At 71.7% G+C, this 17618-nt stretch carries 19 protein-coding genes; 10 read left to right on the forward strand and 9 right to left on the reverse strand.

Translation table 11 applies throughout. The annotated features are described in order from the left end of the window. Window positions 1–75: 75 nt before the first annotated feature. Window positions 76–1563: a chromosomal replication initiator protein DnaA gene (dnaA, locus tag BLV05_RS05285; RefSeq protein WP_052762155.1), complete on the reverse strand. Its 1488-nt coding sequence runs from the start codon at window positions 1561–1563 to the stop codon at window positions 76–78. Window positions 1564–2037: 474 nt separating this feature from the next. On the opposite strand from dnaA, the gene rpmH reads away from it, so the two are divergent. The 8 genes from rpmH to BLV05_RS05325 all read left to right on the forward strand — a co-directional run bounded on the left by rpmH (window position 2038) and on the right by BLV05_RS05325 (window position 7391). Next, window positions 2038–2175, forward strand: a complete 138-nt coding sequence (gene rpmH, locus BLV05_RS05290; RefSeq protein ID WP_082154959.1) for a 50S ribosomal protein L34 — start codon at window positions 2038–2040, stop codon at window positions 2173–2175. Window positions 2176–2212: 37 nt separating this feature from the next. Continuing rightward, a complete protein-coding gene (gene rnpA / locus BLV05_RS05295) occupies window positions 2213–2584 on the forward strand; it encodes a ribonuclease P protein component (RefSeq protein ID WP_046767049.1) in 372 nt (123 codons plus the stop codon). Next, window positions 2581–2928, forward strand: a complete 348-nt coding sequence (yidD, locus tag BLV05_RS05300) for a membrane protein insertion efficiency factor YidD (RefSeq protein ID WP_082154958.1) — start codon at window positions 2581–2583, stop codon at window positions 2926–2928. Before rnpA ends, yidD begins: the two co-directional genes overlap by 4 nt. A 7-nt stretch (window positions 2929–2935) precedes the next feature. Continuing rightward, window positions 2936–3862 (forward strand): membrane protein insertase YidC, encoded by a 927-nt coding sequence (gene yidC, locus BLV05_RS05305; protein WP_046767048.1) that lies wholly within the window; start codon window positions 2936–2938, stop codon window positions 3860–3862. A gap of 101 nt (window positions 3863–3963) precedes the next feature. After that, on the forward strand, window positions 3964–4464 hold the full coding sequence (locus BLV05_RS05310) for a Jag family protein (protein WP_046767241.1): 501 nt from the start codon (window positions 3964–3966) through the stop codon (window positions 4462–4464). 68 nt (window positions 4465–4532) lie between these two features. Beyond that, window positions 4533–5213 (forward strand): 16S rRNA (guanine(527)-N(7))-methyltransferase RsmG, encoded by a 681-nt coding sequence (rsmG, locus tag BLV05_RS05315; RefSeq protein ID WP_046767047.1) that lies wholly within the window; start codon window positions 4533–4535, stop codon window positions 5211–5213. A 239-nt stretch (window positions 5214–5452) separates the two neighbouring features. Further along, window positions 5453–6367, forward strand: a complete 915-nt coding sequence (locus BLV05_RS05320) for a ParA family protein (protein ID WP_046767240.1) — start codon at window positions 5453–5455, stop codon at window positions 6365–6367. Beyond that, on the forward strand, window positions 6360–7391 hold the full coding sequence (locus tag BLV05_RS05325; RefSeq protein ID WP_046767046.1) for a ParB/RepB/Spo0J family partition protein: 1032 nt from the start codon (window positions 6360–6362) through the stop codon (window positions 7389–7391). Before BLV05_RS05320 ends, BLV05_RS05325 begins: the two co-directional genes overlap by 8 nt. A gap of 169 nt (window positions 7392–7560) precedes the next feature. Here BLV05_RS05325 and BLV05_RS05330 read toward each other — a convergent pair whose 3' ends face one another. From BLV05_RS05330 to BLV05_RS05340, 3 genes are all read right to left on the reverse strand, one after another. Next, window positions 7561–8532 (reverse strand): D-alanine--D-alanine ligase family protein, encoded by a 972-nt coding sequence (locus BLV05_RS05330; RefSeq protein ID WP_046767045.1) that lies wholly within the window; start codon window positions 8530–8532, stop codon window positions 7561–7563. Window positions 8533–8548: 16 nt separating this feature from the next. Further along, on the reverse strand, window positions 8549–9886 hold the full coding sequence (locus BLV05_RS05335; RefSeq protein ID WP_046767239.1) for an aminotransferase-like domain-containing protein: 1338 nt from the start codon (window positions 9884–9886) through the stop codon (window positions 8549–8551). Between the two features lie 98 nt (window positions 9887–9984). Beyond that, window positions 9985–11121 (reverse strand): N-acetylmuramoyl-L-alanine amidase, encoded by a 1137-nt coding sequence (locus BLV05_RS05340; RefSeq protein ID WP_046767044.1) that lies wholly within the window; start codon window positions 11119–11121, stop codon window positions 9985–9987. 167 nt (window positions 11122–11288) lie between these two features. Between BLV05_RS05340 and BLV05_RS05345 the strand changes: the two genes are divergently transcribed. Both BLV05_RS05345 and BLV05_RS05350 read left to right on the forward strand, forming a co-directional pair. Further along, window positions 11289–11840, forward strand: a complete 552-nt coding sequence (locus BLV05_RS05345) for a hypothetical protein (protein ID WP_152690592.1) — start codon at window positions 11289–11291, stop codon at window positions 11838–11840. Beyond that, window positions 11834–12736, forward strand: a complete 903-nt coding sequence (locus BLV05_RS05350; protein WP_046767042.1) for a hypothetical protein — start codon at window positions 11834–11836, stop codon at window positions 12734–12736. The genes BLV05_RS05345 and BLV05_RS05350 overlap by 7 nt, the downstream gene beginning before the upstream one ends. 69 nt (window positions 12737–12805) lie before the next feature. On the opposite strand, the gene BLV05_RS05355 is transcribed toward BLV05_RS05350, so the two are convergent. From BLV05_RS05355 to BLV05_RS05375, 5 genes are all read right to left on the reverse strand, one after another. Beyond that, the gene (locus BLV05_RS05355) at window positions 12806–15985 is read right to left on the reverse strand and encodes a LysM peptidoglycan-binding domain-containing protein (protein ID WP_046767041.1); all 3180 of its coding nucleotides are present in this window, start codon (window positions 15983–15985) and stop codon (window positions 12806–12808) included. Window positions 15986–16065: 80 nt separating this feature from the next. Continuing rightward, window positions 16066–16497 (reverse strand): TadE/TadG family type IV pilus assembly protein, encoded by a 432-nt coding sequence (locus BLV05_RS05360; protein ID WP_046767040.1) that lies wholly within the window; start codon window positions 16495–16497, stop codon window positions 16066–16068. After that, window positions 16494–16931 carry a TadE family protein gene (locus BLV05_RS05365; protein WP_046767039.1) on the reverse strand — a complete coding sequence of 146 codons (438 nt, stop codon included), beginning with the start codon at window positions 16929–16931 and terminating at the stop codon, window positions 16494–16496. Before BLV05_RS05365 ends, BLV05_RS05360 begins: the two co-directional genes overlap by 4 nt. 1 nt (window position 16932) lies before the next feature. Then, window positions 16933–17367, reverse strand: a complete 435-nt coding sequence (locus BLV05_RS05370; protein ID WP_052762154.1) for a TadE/TadG family type IV pilus assembly protein — start codon at window positions 17365–17367, stop codon at window positions 16933–16935. 3 nt (window positions 17368–17370) lie between these two features. After that, a complete protein-coding gene (locus BLV05_RS05375; protein WP_152690591.1) occupies window positions 17371–17571 on the reverse strand; it encodes a hypothetical protein in 201 nt (66 codons plus the stop codon). Window positions 17572–17618 lie beyond the last annotated feature (47 nt).

Here is a 17618-nt window from a genome sequence, read left to right on the forward strand (position 1 = left end):
ACTTGTCCACAGCCTGTGAGAAGTCGATCACCCTCAGTGACTGTGCTTCTCCGGCCGTCGCGGCGCCGGCCACCGTCATGACTGCCGGGCCTGCTGCTTGATGCGGTTGGTCAGTTCGGTGACCTGATTGAAGACACTGCGCCGCTCGGCCATCAGCGTGCGGATCTTCCGCTCGGCGTGCATGACGGTGGTGTGGTCGCGGCCGCCGAAGTGCTGGCCGATCTTCGGCAGCGACAGCTCGGTCAGCTCGCGGCACAGGTACATCGCGATCTGGCGGGCCGTGACGAGCACCCTGCTGCGGCTGGTGCCCTGCAGGTCCTCGATGGTCAGGCCGAAGTAGGCCGACGTCTGCGCCATGATCGTGGCGGCCGTGATCTCGGGCCCGGAATCGGTCGGCACGAGGTCGCGGAGCACGATCTCGGCCAGCGAGAGGTCGACCGGCTGGCGGTTGAGGCTCGCGAACGCCGTGACCCGGATCAGCGCGCCCTCGAGCTCGCGGATGTTCGTGGCGATGCGGCTGGCGATGTACTCCAGGACGTCGGGCGACACGTTGAGGTGGTCCTGGGTGGCCTTCTTCGACAGGATCGCGATGCGGGTCTCGAGGTCGGGCGGCTGCACGTCGCACGTCAGGCCCCACTCGAACCGGTTGCGCAGCCGGTCCTCCAGCGCCGACAGCTGCTTCGGCGGCCGGTCGGACGTGATGACGATCTGCTTGTTCGCGTTGTGCAGCGTGTTGAACGTGTGGAAGAACTCCTCCTGCGTCTGGATCTTGCCCTCGAGGAACTGGATGTCGTCGATGAGCAGGACGTCGACGTCGCGGTAGCGGCGCTGGAACGCCGACGCCTTGTCGTCGCGGATGGAGTTGATGAAGTCGTTGGTGAACTCCTCGGAGCTCACGTAGCGCACCCGGGTGCCGGGGTACATCGTCCGCGTGTAGTGGCCGATGGCGTGCAGGAGGTGGGTCTTGCCCAGGCCCGACTCGCCGTAGACGTGCAGCGGGTTGTACGCCTTGCCCGGCGCCTCGGCGACGGCGACCGTCGCGGCGTGCGCGAACCGGTTGCTCGAGCCGATGACGAAGGTGTCGAACGTGTACCGCGGGTTGAGGTGCGGCTCGGTGTCGCCGCGCCGGGCCGGGCCGTCGGGCGCCGGCCGCGGCACGAACGCCGGCGCCTCGGTGGCGGCACTGACCAGCGGGATCTCCTCGGTGTCGACCGACGACGAGGGCGGCGCGTCGAGATAGCCGCCCATCGGCGGCGGAGGCGGCACCGGTTCGAGCGTGGCGCCGGCCGCGCCGTCGGGCGGTGGCGCGACACTGACGGCCAGGCCGACCGGCCGGCCGAGCACTTCGGACAGCGCGTCGACGATGTGCGAACGCAGCCGCTGCTCGACCTGAGCTCGGGCGAAATCACTCGGGACGGAGATGACAGCGGTACCCTCGACGAGAGTGACGGGACGGGCCTGGGACAGGAACGCGCGCTGTTGCGGCCCGATCTCGATGGATTCCAGGTCGGTCAGAGCCTTGTACCAAGCGGTCGCGAAGTCGATTCCGGCCTCGTCTGCCACAGTTCACTCCAAACTGGCGGCAACTGGCTGGCCACCCCCGTTGTCGTTGTCCACACGGTCGTCCACAGGGTGTGGAGGGTGTCGACACGTGCGGTTTGTGCCTATCCGCTCCATTGTGACCTGCACGAACGCGGCGCCGGTTTGGTGGTGCCGTACCGGACGGACAGCGTGCTGGAGCACGTGACGCTAACAACATGCGGCCGGGGCTTCAACTGATGTCCACAGGTTGCCCCCAGAGGCCGGCGTGTCGCTACCGGCCGGGAACCTTTCCAGGGTGCCATGCTGAAGGGTTCGCTCGCGCCCGCGCGCGATGAAGCCGCCGAGTTTGACCTGAGACGCGGCGACCGCGTACCGTAAATCGGTCCGACGAGGGCTCCTGTTGTCATGCCTGGCTGTGCACTTTCCAGGGATGCGCGGGTTCCGCGCGGCACCCGAATGCACGCACATCTCATCGATCGACACAGGAGCTCGGACGTGGTCAAGCGCACCTTCCAGCCGAATACCCGCCGTCGTGCGAAGACTCACGGCTTCCGGCTGCGTATGCGTACGCGCGCCGGCCGTGGCATCCTCGCCGCCCGCCGCAGCAAGGGCCGTGCCAAGCTGTCCGCCTGATCCGGCCGGCACGCTTGCGCTCGCTCGACGATCCGAGGTGCTGAAGGCCGAGCACCGCCTGCGGCGCTCGGCCGATTTCCGGGTGATCGTGCGCCGCGGTGTCCGCGTCGGACGGCCGACCATGGTCGTACATCTGCTCCCCGCCGACGACTCTGCCGGCGACGCCGATGCCGGTCCTGCGTCGGTGGGTCTGGTCGTCGGACGCCCGGTTGGGGGTGCAGTGGTGCGCAACACCGTGCGGCGCCGGTTGCGCCATCTCCTCGCCGAGCGGGTCGGCCGCCTGCCCGCCGGATCCAAGCTCGTGGTCCGTGCCCTGCCCGGCATCGCCGGCGCTCCCAGCTCCGCCCTGGCGCGTGAGCTCGACGCCGCCATCGACCGCGCCGTCACCCGAGCGGAGCAGCGGCGATGAAGACCGTCATGGTGGCTCTGCTCAAGGGCTACCGCCTCGTCATCAGCCCGCTGTACGGGCAGACCTGCCGCTACTACCCGTCCTGCTCGGCGTACGCCTTGAGCTCGGTGGAGCGGCACGGTGCCCTGCGCGGAGGCTGGCTCGCCCTGCGTCGGCTCGGCCGGTGCCATCCCTGGTGCGCCGGCGGCGTCGACCTCGTACCCACCCGCGAGAACTACCGGTGGTGGGGCCGGGCCGCCGGGACTGACGGCGACGACGAGCCGCACCCGGCCGCGTCGCATGGAGCTTCCGCGCCGCGGGCGGATCTGCCGCCCGGCGCACCGACCTCTCTCCGAGGAGTCTGATACACCCGTGGATACCATCCTCGCGCCGTTGTACTACCTGGTCAGCTGGATCATGATCGGCTGGCACTGGCTCTTCTCAGAGCTCATCGGCATCGATCACGACGGTGTGAACTGGGCGTTGTCCATCATCGGACTCGTCGTGGTCATCCGCATCCTGCTCATCCCGCTGTTCGTGCGGCAGATCAAGTCGCAGCGGCGGATGCAGATCCTCCAGCCTCAGCTGCGCGAGCTGCAGAAGAAGTACAAGGGCGACCGCGAGCGTCTCCAGCAGGAGATGATGAAGCTCTACAAGGACACCGGGACCAACCCGTTCTCGTCCTGTCTCCCCATCCTGCTCCAGGCGCCGTTCCTGTTCGCCCTGTTCCGGGTGCTCGACGGCGTCGCCAAGGGACACGAGCGCGGCGCGTTCACCAGCCAGCCGGAGCTGTTCGAGTCGGCCGGCCAGGCGCAGATCTTCGGCGCCCGCCTGGCGGACACGTTCCTGAACGCCGAGACCATCAACACCCGCATCATCGCCGCGGTGATGGTCGTCCTGATGGTCGTCACGCAGTTCGTCACCCAGCGCCAGATCATGCGCAAGAACATGCCGAAGGAGGCCCTGGAGGGCCCGTTCGCGCAGCAGCAGAAGATCCTGCTGTACGTGCTGCCGCTGGTCTTCGCGTTCTCCGGCGTCTACTTCCCGCTCGGCACCGTGCTGTACTGGCTCACGTCGAACCTGTGGACCATGGGCCAGCAGCTGTACGTCATCCGCCGCATGCCCGCGCCCGGTACCGAGGCCGAGAAGGCGCACCAGCGGCGCCTGGAGGAGAAGGCCCGCAAGAAGGGCATCGCGCTGCCGACGCCCGATACCGCGGAACCGGAGCAGCCGGAACAGACCGAGGTCGTCCGGCGGCAACCGAAGAAGACCTCGCGCTCGCAGCGCAAGAAGAAGTAGCCGGCGCGGCGACGGCCGCACGGCAGCAGGCCTCGGCGGGCAGCGGATCCGCCCCACAACGAACGTAGAAGGAGTCGACGGTGAGCGACGCTGGCACGGAACTGGATGCGGCGCAGGAACGAGTGGGTGACACCGGGGAGGGCCTGTCGAAGCGGCTCGAGCAGGAGGGCGACATCGCGGCGGACTACCTGGAGGAGCTGCTCGACATCGCCGACCTGGACGGTGACATCGACATGGACGTCGAGGGCGACCGCGCGGTCGTCTCGATCGTCGGTGACGGTCTCGACGCGCTGGTCGGCGACAACGGCAAGGTGCTCGAGGCGCTGCAGGAGCTGACCCGGCTGGCGGTGGTCCGCGAGACCGGCGAGCGCAGCCGGCTGATGCTCGACGTCGGCGGCTTCCGGGCCAACCGGCGGGCCGAGGTGCTGGAGCTGGCCAAGCGGGTGATCGAGGCCGTGCGGACGTCCGGCGAGCCGGAGTCGTTGGGCGCGATGTCCCCGTTCGAGCGGAAGGTCGTCCACGACGCCGTCGCCGACGCGGGCCTGCGCAGCGAGTCCGAGGGCGAGGAGCCCCGGCGCTACGTCGTGGTGATGCCCGCCTGAGTGGTGCACGCGACGGCGTCGCCGTTTCACGTGAAACAACATCGCTGTCATTCACAGGAGGCCGAGTCTTGGACGACGTGATCGCCGTGCCGGACTCGGCCTCCGCCGTGTTCGGGGACCGGCTGGAGCTGGCGGTGGCCTACGCCGCGCAGCTCGCCAGTGCCGGCATCGAGCGCGGCCTGCTGGGGCCGCGGGAGGTCCCGCGGATCTGGGACCGGCACATCCTCAACTCGGCGGTGCTGGCGGAGCTGGTCGACGAGGGCTCCGTTGTCGCGGACGTGGGTTCCGGCGCCGGGCTGCCGGGTATACCCCTGGCGATCGCCCGGCCCGATCTCGAGGTCGTCCTGATCGAGCCGCTGCTGAGGCGCAGCGACTTCCTGACGGAGACCGTGGCGGCGCTCGGCCTCGACCGCGTGAGCGTGCTGCGGTCGCGGGCCGAGGACGTCCGTCCACCGGCCCGGTTCGACGTGGTGACGGCCCGCGCGGTCGCGCCGATGGACCGGCTGGCGGGCTGGACGTTGCCGCTGCTGCGGCCCGGCGGAGTGCTTCTGGCGCTCAAGGGCCGGTCGGTTTCCGAAGAGTTGCGTGATTCCGCCGCGTCTTTGGCGAGAATGGGCGCGACGTCATGGAGAGTTGAAGAAGCCGGCGAAGGCGTGGTCGATCCGGCCGCGCGGGTCGCCGTCGTGGTCGCCGGACACAGGGGAACGGCGCCGAAGCAAGGTGCACGACAACGGAGGACGAGCAGATGACCGATGCCACCGTCGTGGCGGGCCTGGGATGGCCTGCGGCCGGTGGGGTCGTCGCAATCGACAGCGCTACGGGGGAACGGCGGTCGGCCAACGGCTGGCCGTGCATCAGTGGGACCATTGATCCGACGGACGGACCGTCGAACCTGGAGCGTGAGATTTCGGTGAATGCGGGCGACCGACCGGCCGATCCGGCCGCGAGCACCCACGTACGTTCGACGGCCGACCTGGCGGACTTCGCGATGTCCGGCTCGCTGGCCGACCTGGACACCCCGATCGCCCGCGAGGCCGCGGTCGCGCTCATGGCGGTCGGCCGGCGCACGGCGCCGATGCCGAAACCCGACCAGATGCGCGTCATGGTCGTCGCGAACCAGAAGGGCGGCGTCGGGAAGACCACGACGACCGTCAACCTCGCGGCCGCGCTCGCGGTGAGCGGGTTGCGCGTGCTCGTGGTCGACCTCGACCCGCAGGGCAACGCGTCGACGGCGCTCGGCATCGACCACCACGCGGAGATCCCCAGCATCTACGACGTCATGGTCGAGGAGACCCCGGTCAGCGATGTCGTGCAGAAGGTCGAGGAGATCGAGGGGCTGTGGTGTGTGCCGGCCACCATCGACCTCGCCGGCGCCGAGATCGAGCTGGTGTCGATGGTCGCGCGCGAGTCGCGCATGCGGAAGGCGCTCGACCAGCATTTGCAGTCGCCCGGCGTCGACTACGACTACGTGTTCATCGACTGCCCGCCGTCGCTGGGCCTGCTGACGGTCAACGCGCTCGTCGGCGGCGACGAGGTGCTGATCCCGATTCAGTGCGAGTACTACGCCCTCGAGGGCCTGAGCCAGCTGCTCAAGAACATCGACATGGTGCGCGCCCACCTCAACCGCGACCTCGCGGTCTCGACCATCCTCCTCACTATGTACGACGGCCGGACACGACTGGCCGCGCAGGTGGCGGACGAGGTCCGTCGGCACTTCGGCGACACCGTCCTCAAGACGGCGATCCCGCGCTCGGTGCGCATCAGCGAGGCACCGAGTTACGGCCAGACCGTGATGACGTACGACGCCGCGTCCAGTGGCGCGCTGTCGTATCTGGAAGCCGCGCGCGAGATCGCGGAGCGGGGAGCATCAGGTAGTTCACACGAGGAGCTGATCCATGGCTGAGAAGAGGCGCGGGTTGGGGCGTGGTCTCGGCGCCCTGATCCCGACGGGGGACCCGGCGGGCGGCGACACGCTGCGCAAGGCGCCGGTCGACGCCATCTTCCCGGGCGGAAACAAGGCCTCCAACGGCTCGGCGGCGCCGGTTTCACGTGAAACGGCGGCGGACGACGACGAGCTGCTGCCGGTCGACGGCGCCACGTTCGCCGAGATCCCGGTCGACGCGATCGCGCCGAACGTGCGTCAGCCGCGGAAGGTCTTCGACGAGGACGCGCTGGCCGAGCTGATGTCGTCCATCCGCGAGGTCGGGCTGCTGCAGCCGATCGTCGTGCGGCAGCTGGAGAACGGCCGCTACGAGCTGGTCATGGGCGAGCGGCGGTGGCGGGCGACCAAGGAGGCCGGTTTCCCGACCATCCCGGCCATCGTTCGCACCACCCGCGACGACGACATGCTCCGCGACGCGCTGCTGGAGAACCTGCACCGCAGCCAGCTGAACCCGCTGGAGGAAGCGGCCGCCTACCAGCAGCTGCTCGACGACTTCGGCTGCACGCACGACGAGCTGGCGGCGCGCATCAAGCGCAGCCGGCCGCAGATCTCCAACACGCTGCGGCTGCTGAAGCTACCGCCGCTGGTGCAGCGCCGGGTCGCTGCCGGCATCCTGTCGGCCGGCCACGCGCGGGCGCTGCTCGGCCTCGCCGACGGCGGCGCGCAGGAGCGGCTGGCGCAGCGGATCGTTGCCGAGGGCCTCAGCGTCCGCTCCGTCGAGGAGATCGTGTCGCTGGACGACTCCGAGACGCCCAAGGCGCGGGCGCGCCGCGCGGCCCGTCCGACGGCGCCGCGGCTCACCGACATCGCGGCCGCCCTCTCCGAGCGGCTCGACACCCGGGTGAAGGTCGACCTCGGTCGCAGCAAGGGCAAGGTCACGATCGAGTTCGCCAGCATCGACGACCTCGAGCGCATCGTGGGCACCATCGACCCACGCATGGTGCAGCAGGTGCGTGAGGCGGGCGGTGCCGACCCGGCGGAGTGACATTCCGCCATGAACCGGCCCAACGCCGGCTGACACTCACGACGACATTGGGCCGTCGGGTCGACCAAGCCCCAGGCATGGCCACCGTGGTCCTGCGTCTCGCGCCGACGATTTCGAGGAGACCTCCGGCCCCCTCTCGACGCCGGCCTCGCCCGACCCGACTCGGGCGTCAGCCGGCGTTCTGGTTCTGCAGGTGCCGGTCGACGGCGCTGGCCAGCAGTTCGCGCGCCAGCACGCCGAGGTCCAGCCCGGCCGCCTGGACGGACTGCGGCAGCAGCGAGGTCTCCGTCATGCCGGGCGCGACGTTGACGTCCAGCAGCCACGGAAGGCCGTCGCGGTCGACGATGACGTCGGTGCGCGACAGATCGCTCAGGCCCAGCGTCTGGTGCGCCGCCACCGCCACCTCGGCCACGGCGGCGGACGCCTCGGTGTCGAGCCGGGCCGGCACGAAGAACTCGGTCGCCCCGGCCGTGTAGCGCGCGTGGTAGTCGTAGGTGCCGGACTCGGGGACGATCTCGACCGGCGGCAGCGCGCGCGGGCCGTCGCCGGTGTCGAGGACGGAGATCGCGACCTCGGTGCCGTCGATCCAGCGCTCGATCAGCGCCGGCTCGCCGTACGCGAAGCACTCGACCATCGCCGCGGGCAGCTCGTCGGCCGCCCGCACCATCGTCGTGCCCAGGGCCGAGCCGCCGCGCGACGGCTTGACCACCAGCGGCAGCCCGAGCCGGGCGACCAGCGCGTCGAGCAGCACGGCGGCGCCCAGCTCGCGGAAGGTCGCCTGCGACAGCACAGCCGAGGGCGGGGTGGCGATGCCGGCGCGCCGCACGATCGCCTTGGCGACCGGCTTGTCGAAGGCCAGCCGGCAGGCTGCCGGCGCCGAGCCGACGTACGGCAGCCCGGCCAGCGACAACACCTCCTGGATGGCGCCGTCCTCGCCCGACACACCGTGCAGCAGCGGGAAGACGACGTCGGGAGCGTCGTGGCGCAGCGAGGCGAGCAGGTCGGCGTCGGCGTCGCGCTGTTCGACGTCGAGACCCACCTCGCGCAGCGCCTCGGCCACCCGGCGACCCGAGCGCAGCGACACGTCGCGCTCGTGCGAGAGGCCGCCGGCGAGGACGAGGACGCGGCCGAGATCACTCATACTGGAACGAAACCCCTCAACTCTGGTCGGGCCCCGGCGCGTCGAGGCCGGGCCGCTGTGCGGCTCCCCATGCCCCGAACGTGGCACGCAGCTCCATCTCTTGCTCGATGACCTGCGCCAGCCGGCGCACGCCCTCGCGGATGCGCTCGGGCGTCGGGTAACAGTACGACAGCCGCATGGAGCGCGAGCCGAAACCGTCGGCGAAGAACGCGGTGCCGGGCACGTAGGCCACCCGGTTGGTGACGGCGCGCGGCAGCATGGCCTTGGCGTCGATGCCCTCGGGGAGCGTCAGCCACACGTAGAACCCGCCGCTGGGACGGGTCCAGTGGGCGCCGGCCGGCATGAGGTCGTCGAGCGCCTCGAGCATGGCGTCGCGCCGCTCGCGGTAGGTCTCGCGGAAGTCCTTGACCTGCGCCATCCAGTCGTGGCCGGCGAGGTACTCGGAGACCGTGAGCTGGCTGAACGCCGGCGGGCAGAGCACGCTGTTCTCGGCGGCGAGCACCAGTTTCTCGCGGACGGCGTGCGGTGCCAGCGCCCAGCCGACGCGCAGGCCCGGCGCGAACGTCTTGGAGAACGAGCCGAGGTAGATGACCTGTTCGGCGTCGTCGGCCCGGAGGGCGCGCGGCACCTCGCCGTCGAAGCCGAGCAGGCCGTAGGGGTCGTCCTCGATGACCAGCACGTCGGTGCGGCGGCAGATGTCGAGCACCTCGGCCCGGCGCCCCGGCGTCATCGTCACGCCGGCCGGATTGTGGTAGCTCGGGATGGTGTAGAGGAATTTGAGCGGCTTGCCGGCGGCTCGCACGGCGTCGATGGCGGCAGCCAGCCGCTCGGGCACCAGCCCGTGCTCGTCCATCTCGACGTGCACGACCGACGCCTGGTACGACCGGAACGTGCCGAGTGCACCCACATAGGACGGAGCCTCGGCCAGGATGACGTCGCCGGGGTCGATGAAGATGCGGGTCACGAGGTCGAGCGCCTGCTGCGAGCCGACCGTGACGGTGATGTCGTCGGGGTGCGCCACGATGCCGACCGGGCGCATGACGTCGCAGATCTGCTCGCGCAGCGTGGGGTCGCCCTGGCCGGAGCCGTACTGCAGCGCCGTCATGCCGCGCTTGGCGACGAGGTCGTTGACCAGTGCGCCGACGACGTCGAGCGGCAGCCCGGAGATGTTCGGCATGCCGCCGGCCAGTGACACCACCTCGGGGCGGGACGCCACCGCGAACAGCGAGCGCACCTCGGAGGCCGTCATGCCGTGCGTGCGGGTGGCGTAGCGGTCGACGTAGGAGTCGAGCCGTGAACCGGTGCTTGCTGCTGCGTCGGTCGTCTTCCGGTTCGGGCTGGGCTGCTGGCTCACGTACACACCTCCCGGGACAAGACCGGACACAGACAGAGTCAACTGTGCCTCATCGCGGCAGGGAGAGGCGAATCCTATTCCGCGGGTTGAGCAGCGTGTCAGCCCGTGGCGAGGTCGTGGAACCGCAGTGCGCCGGTGGCGGCGTCCTCACCCGACGGCAGGTACACCCGCTGGATGGCGACGACGATGGCCTCGGCCACGACGTCGCGGAAGTCGGGGTCGGCCAGCCGGGCGGCGTCGCCGTCGTTGGTGATGTAGCCCAGCTCGACCCGGACCGCGGCCATCCTGGTGTGCCGCAGCAGATCCCACGTCTTCGGGTGCGCCCGGCAGTCGACGAGGTCGGTGCGGGCGACGATCTCACGCTGGACGAGGCCGGCGAACTGCTCGCCGATGGCGCTGGCCGTGCCCGGTTCGTGGCTGCCGTAGAAGTAGGTGGCGACGCCGGACGCATCGGCATTGGCGTGCGCGTCGACGTGCAGCGAGACCAGCAGGTTGGCGCCGGAGTCGTTGGCGAACGCGGCGCGCTCGGCCTCGCCGGGCGACGCGTCGGCGCCGGGGCCGCGGGTGAGGTACGTCTGGACGCCGGTGGCGGTCAGCCGGCCCTCGATGCGGGCGGCGAGGTCCTCGACGACGGCGGCCTCGTCCAGGCCGTGCGCCCGGTGGCCGCGGTCGGGTCCGCCGTGGCCGGGGTCGATGACGACGACCTTGCCCGGCAGCCGCTTCCCGGCCTGACGCAGCGCCTCGACGGCGCGCAGGCTCTCGGGCCGGCCACCGGTCACGATGGGCGCCAGCCGGCCGAGCGCCTTGAACGAGCTGGGCCCGCAGGTGCCGTCGGCGGGCAGGCCGATGTTGCGCTGGAAGTCGCGCAGGGCGTCGCCGGTGCGCGCGCCGAACACGCCGTCGACCCGGCCGACGTCGAAGCCCAGCTCGGACAGGCGGCGCTGCAGGGCGATGACGTCGTCGCCGGCCTGCGGGTTGCCCACGACGTAGGACAGCAGGCGGTCGCCGAGCCGCCAGCGCGCCTCGTCGAGCACGCGGTACGTCGTCGCGTCGACGACCCCGGTCGCGGTGAGGCCGCGCTCCTGCTGGAACTGCCGCACCGCCTGGGCGACGTCCTCGTCGAACGTGCTGGGACCGGGCGCGGTGTCGTCGAGGAGTCCGAGCTGGGTCAGCTTCGAACGGATCTCCGCGATCGCCGGTCCGGTGTCGCCCAACTGGTAGCTCAGCGAGGTCATCCGGGGGTGGTCCTTCCGTGGGCGTGTCGCGCCGATTCTACCCACAGCGGGCCGGGTCAACCGCCTCGCGGTGAGCCGGGGTTCCCGGCCACGGCCAGCGGAAACGACACCGACCGTTCATGGCGTTCGTGTTGCCCGTGTCACGTCTTGGTGGCTATTGTCCCTGCATGAGCGGCTCGTTTCCCCGGACGGGCCGACGCTTCTCGGTCGGCTTGGTGTGCATCGCAGTCGTCGCCGCGTGCAGTGGCGACGACGACGCTGGCGATCCCGCGTCCCCGGAGCCCACGGTCGCCGTCACCCAGGACGCCTCCGCACAGGCCGAAGAGCAGATCCGAACGGTGTTCGATCAGTTCATCGCCGCCGTCGTCGAGGCGCAGAGCGGCGAGGCGGACGATCTGGAGGGGCTCTTCGCGGGCCTCGCCACCGAGGAGACCACCGAGCTCAACGTCGGCATCGCGTCGCGCTATGCCGACCAGGGCATCGTCCGAGTCGGCGAGCCAGTCATCAGCGATGTCAACGTCCAGGTCGTCGACCGGTCCGGGGTCGTGAGCGCCTGCATGGACGAGTCCGAATGGGCGCCGCAGCTCACCACGGGCGAGGAGATCCCGCCCGCCGAGGAACAGTCGACGCCGCATCCCGTGGTCTACGAAGTGGTCGAGTCCGATGGCGCCTGGCTCATCGGCGAACCGATCGAACCTGGAGGGACCATCACATGCTGACCCCACGCCGCGTGTCCCAGGTCCTGATGGCCGCCGTCGTCCTGCTGGCCGGCCTGCTCGGCGCCGTCGCCCCCGGTCAGGCGGCCGAACCGGCGGCGGACCCGTGCTATGTGTGGCTCGAGGTCAGCCCGGGCGTCTTCGAGTACGTCAACATCTGCCCCGACCCCGACGAAGAGGGGGGTGGCGAGGACGACGGCTCCGGCGGCAACGGCCCACGCTGCGATCTCACCGAGGAGCCGTACGACGAGTTCTGCCTCGGCACGAAGGCCTGCCGGGCCGACATCCCGTCGACGCTGCCCGAGGACAAGTGGCCGCCCGAGGAGACCCGGCCCAGCCCGGACCACATCTTCACGTTCGTCCAGTGCCGCGTGCCCGGCCAGGAAGAGCTCTACGAGCGGTGGCGGTGGATCGAGCCGTACGAGGGCGCACTCCCCGGCCTCGGCTGGCAGGCGCTGGGCCGGCTGGAGACCCCCGCGTTCACCATGACCTTCGAGCCGTCCGGCATGACCTACGTCGGCGCCGACACCCGGTACCTGCTCGACGGTCTCGGCGACGGCGAGATCATCGGCAGCGTGGCCGGCCCGCTGCAGGCCACCGGTGAGCTCAGCCACGTCGAGATCGACCCCGGCGACGGCTCCGAGACCATCGACTGCGACCCCGACCTGCGCACCCGCGCCTGCGAGCACGTCTACCTCGAGATGTCGCACGAGCAGACCAGCGAGGACATCGACGGCCAGCCCGGCTTCCCCGCTCAGGCCCGCCTGGTCTACGACGTCACGTTCACCATGGGCGGCGTCGAGGTGAGCCTCCCGGGCGTGCCCGACACCCTCGAGAGCCCCTGGAACGGCACCGTCGTCCCGGTCGGCGAGATCCAGGCGCTGGTCCGCACCCGCTGACCACTGACCCAGTGATGGTTGAGGGATCTGGGTCGCCAGAACGGCCCAGATCCCTCAACCACGTCGGCGCTAGAGGCGTTCCGGCACCCCGGAGCGTTCCGGCGCCGGGCTGGTGAGCTCGGCGATCAGCCGGACGGTGGCGACCTCGAGGTCGTCGCCGAGGTCGGCGCTGATCGCGGTCATCCGGGCGATGGCGTCGTCGATGCCGGCGCGGTTGCCGGCCAGGTGCTCGGCCTTGATGCGGTCGCGCCAGAGCAGCTCCATGCCCGGCTCGACCTGCAGGCCGATGGTCGACGCCTTGCGGGCGAGGTGGGCGTCGCCGCCACGCAGCGCGCGCTGGGCCAGTTCGTGCGCGGCGTCGACGATGGCCGAGATCATCTCCTGCTTGAGGTGCTCGGCCCAGCCGTAGCGGCGCGGGTTGACGCCGGTGAACGGCTGACCACGGACCAGCTCGAGCGCCGCGACCAGCTGCTGGGTGCCGGCCAGGGTGGGGTCGTCGCCGACCAGTGAGCGCCACTCGTCCCAGTCGGTGGTGACGCCCGGGTGGAACCGGTAGCCGGTGTCGACCCGCGGCAGGTAGTCGTCGCCGTGGGCGTCGCGGCCGAACCAGCGGCGCAGCTTGGAGATCGCCGTGTTGCGGGTGTTCTGGGTGACCCGGCTGCCCGGCCACATCGCGTCGTCGAGCGCCGCGTGCCCCCGGCCGGGGTGCAGCGCGATGAACGCCGCGATCTCGGTGAGCTGCCGGTACTTGGACTGCTCGACGGGTCCATCGGCGTCCTCGACCTCGACCGGCCCGAGCAGCGCGATGGTGGGACCGTCGCCCGGCACCGGGACGGGCGGGGCCGCAGCCGCGACGGTCTCGGGAGCGGTCGCCGCCGGGACCTCCTCGACGGGCTCCGCGCCGGCCACGGGCTTGACGTCGGCCGCGGGCTGCACGTCCGGCTCGGCCGGCGTCGAGCGGTCGAACTCTGCCTCCAGGCTCTCCAGCAGGCCGGGACCGACCTCGCCGGGCTCCGGCTCGTCGGCCGGCCGGCCACCGGCGTCGATCCAGGGCCGCGCGGGCTGCGTCGTGACGCCCAGCAGCTCCAGGATGCGGTGGTACTGGTGCTGGTCGAGCCGCTGCGGCTGGACGTTGACGCCGACCGGCTGCAGGACGGCGGCGTCGGGCTGGCCGGCGGTCAGCTCCAGCGACCACTGGCCGACCGCGCCGTCGCCGCTGGTGACCGCTGCGACGGCCACCCGGGGCAGCGACTGCACCAGGTCGGCCAGCTGGGCGTCCTGGTCGGGGCCGAGCGGCTCGCCGAGCAGCACGATCTCAGGCGTCCACGCGGCCACGGCGACCCCGCGGGCACGGGCGTCGTCGAGTGAGTAGGCGCCCGACTCGGCCATCGCCACGCGGTCGTGCCGGGCCCGGGTGCTCAGTTCGGTGAGCAGGCTGCCGGCCGTCGGCAGGTACCGGATGCGGCCGGTGTCGAGTCCGCCGGCCAGCTCGGGGCAGGTGCCGACCAGCGTGACCTGGAGGTCGTCGGCCCACGGGCTGGTGGCCAGCTCGACGGCGAGGGCGGCCATGACCTCACGGGATGGCTCGCGGTCGCCGACGACGGCCAGCGTGCCGAGGCGCTCGAGGTCGAGCAGCAGGTGGCCGTCCTCGGGGCCGTGGCCGACGGTGACCAGGCTCGGGTACGGCGCCGGGACCTCGCGCAGCTCGTCGGCGTCGAAGGCCCGTCCGGCGGCGGCCGGCAGCAGCCACACATGGCCCTGGTCGGTCGCGACGAACGGCGGCGGCAGCTGCGCCTCGTCGGCGAGGTACAGCTCGAACTGCTCCGACGTCAGCCGCCCGATGCGCAGCGGCGGCAGCGAGACACCACGGCGGGCGCAGTCGGCGGCCAGCCCGCGCAGCGCGAGGTCGACCAGCTCGACGCTCATCGGGTCGGCGACGCCGCGCAGCTCACGCTCGGTGTCGGCCAGCGCGCCAGCCGGCATGGCGATGCGCTCGCCGGGCTCGCGCCGTCGCTGCTGGCTGCGCCGCCGGACGGCGATGAACGCCAGCACACCGGCCGCCAGCAGCGCGCCGACGCCGGCGGTCGTGCGGATCGGCACCTCGACGTCGTCGCCGACGGCCTGCGTGGCGGAGTCGCCGGCCTCGGAGTCGCCCGGCTGCTCGGCGACCGGCGGCTGCACCGGCTCCTCGGCCGGCGGCGCCTCCTCAGCAGGCGCTTCCTCGGCGGGCGCCTCGTCCGCCGGCGGCTCCTGGGGCAGCTCCGCGGCGGGCGGCTGGACCGGCTCTTCCGCGGGCGGTTGCTCGGCGGGCGTTTCCTCGGCCGGCGGCTGGACCGGTTCGCGAGAGACCGGGTCGCCGACGACCGGCGGTGTCCCGGCCGTGCCCGGCACGGTGATGGTCCAGCCCGGCCGGATGAGGTCGGGATCGGTGAGCCGTCCGCCGTCGGGCTGCACGGTGTCGCGCGAGGCGTCGACCAGCTCGGGGTACCGGGCGCCGTCGCCGAGCCGCTGCTCGGCGATGCCCCACAGGGTGTCGCCCTCGGCGACGACGTGCGTGACGGCGCCGGTGTCGGCCACGGCCTCGGCGGCCGGGGCGGGTTCCGGCGGCAGCCGCAGCTGCCAGCCAGGGTCGATCCAGTGGGTGTTGTCGAGGGCGCGGCCGCCGGGCTGCGCGACGCCGTAGTTGAGCTCGGCGATCTCCGGCCAGCGCATGCCGTCGCCCAGCTCTTGCTCGGCGATGCGCCACAGCGACTCGCCGCGCTGGACGGTGTGCGTGCGCTGCACCATGGCCGGCTGGGCCGCCTCGGGTGCCGCGGCGGGCGCCGTCTCGGCCGTCGCCACCTCGGACGCGGCCGGCGCCTGGGTCGTCGTGGCCGGGGCGGGCTGAGGCGCCGGCGGCTGCACGGGCTCGGCGGCGGTGGCCACGCCGACCGGGCCGACGACGAACACGGCGGCCACGGCGGCGACCAGGCCGGCGGCGGCGCGTTGCTGGAACCGCAGCACGGGCAGCCGCGGCGCCTTGCGGCCGCCGAGGGCCGCGGGGATCTCGACGACGAGACCGACGGCGAAGCTGATCCAGCCCAGCCAGCCGATCCAGAGCAGCACCTCCAGGAACAACGAGCCGTCGTCGGGCTCGGTGAGCGCGGAGGTGACGTCGTCCCAGCTGGGGACGGAGTCGGGGAGTGGGTTGCCGGCGACGGCGATCAGTGCGAGCGGGATGCCGACCAGGACCGCGACGATGACGACCAACGCTCCCAGACCGCGCAGGACCGATGAAATCGTGCGCCGGGGACGGGCGGCTCTATGGGTTCGAGGCACGGGGGTACTCCTCACTGTTCCGTTCCGACGCCGCGCGCGAGGCGTACCTGCGCGCTGCCAGTGGCCTGGGACGTCGGCTGCCCGATCAGGGACAGGAAGACGTTGTCGTAGGTGATCGCGGTGTCGACCTGCACCGTCGTGTCGTCGACGCGGCGGCAGCCGGTGGGCTGGCCGCCCGCTGACGTGACGTAGTCGGTGGCGGCGCTGCAGGCCCGGGCGAAGTCGATGGTCGGGTGACCGGCGCCGTCGCCGTCGATGATGACCGCCTGGGCGGCCGTGCGGCCGGCCTCGGCGGCCATGGCGTTGGCCCGCTGCATGGCCCGGATCTGGCCGCCGCCGTCGACGACGAGCCCGATGGCCAGGAACAACGCCATGACGATGACCACGGCGAAGATCGCGATGGCGCCCCGTTCGCCATCGGACCGCAACCGCCGGGCCGTCATCCGCGCATCCTGTAGGTGTCGAGCGGGCTCTCGACCGTCTCGGTGATCTCCCGCGAGCCGGGCAGCCCAGGGATGGCGACGTCGGAGAGCTGGACCCGGCAGGTGACCGTGGCCGAGACGGTGGCCGGCTCGCCGGGCGGCCGGCTGAACTGGCTGGTGTCGATCTCGATGGACGGTCCGCCGACACACAGGAGGTCCTGCTGTTCCAGCGACGCCTCGGCGGCGTTGCGGCCCTGGAACTGCGCGTCGCTCTCGGTGCGGGCGATGGACGCGGTGCGCGCCGCCTCGGCCGCGGCGTGCTCGACCGAGCCACCGGCGATGGTGACCCGCCCGCCCAGCACCAGCAGCGCGATGATCATCAGCAGGCCGGGCGCGACCACCGCCAGCTCGACGGTGGCCGAGCCGCGCTCTCTGCGTGCTACCTGCGCGGACATGTCAGTCCGGCCCGGTGAAGCGCTCGACCGGGCCGCTGGCCGACTGCGAGACCTGGTGCCCGGACCAGCCGGGGAACAGGCTCTGCGACGAGCCCTCGACGGTGATGGTGACCTCGACGTCGCCTCCGTTGCCGCTGACGGTGATGCTGCTGAGCACGCCGTCGGAGCCGGCCTCCTGGGCGAACGTGCGGGCCTCGGCGACGCCGGCGTCGAGCGACCCGCCGTTGCCGGTGGCCACGCGCACGCCTTCCTCGGCGGCCGCGAGGGCGACGTTGCGGGCGTGATACCACAACGCACCCTCGATGACACCGAAGGTGATCAGCAGGACGACCGGGAACAGGACTACGAGCTCCAGCGTCGCCGCGCCTCGTTCGGGACGTCCGGGGAGGCGGCGTCGGGGCCGACGCCGCTGCCCGTCACGTGGCCGGCGGCTCATGACCTACTGGATCTTCGCTTGTTCGCGGTTGATGACGCCGATGATGATGCCGACCAGGGCGACGGCGGCGACGAAGACCGCCGCGGCGATGACCACGTACTCGAGGGTGGTGGCGCCCTGTTCGCGACGGCGGTCGGTCAGCTCGGCGTAGCGGTCGCGCAGCTCGGCCGACAGGACCGTCATCCATGTCTGGAGTTGCAGCATTGTCGTGTTCCTCTCGGGGGTGCGGGCTGTTCCCGACCCGTCACAGC

The sequence above is a fragment of the Jiangella alkaliphila genome (genome assembly GCF_900105925.1).
Classification (GTDB): Bacteria; Actinomycetota; Actinomycetes; order Jiangellales; family Jiangellaceae; genus Jiangella; species Jiangella alkaliphila.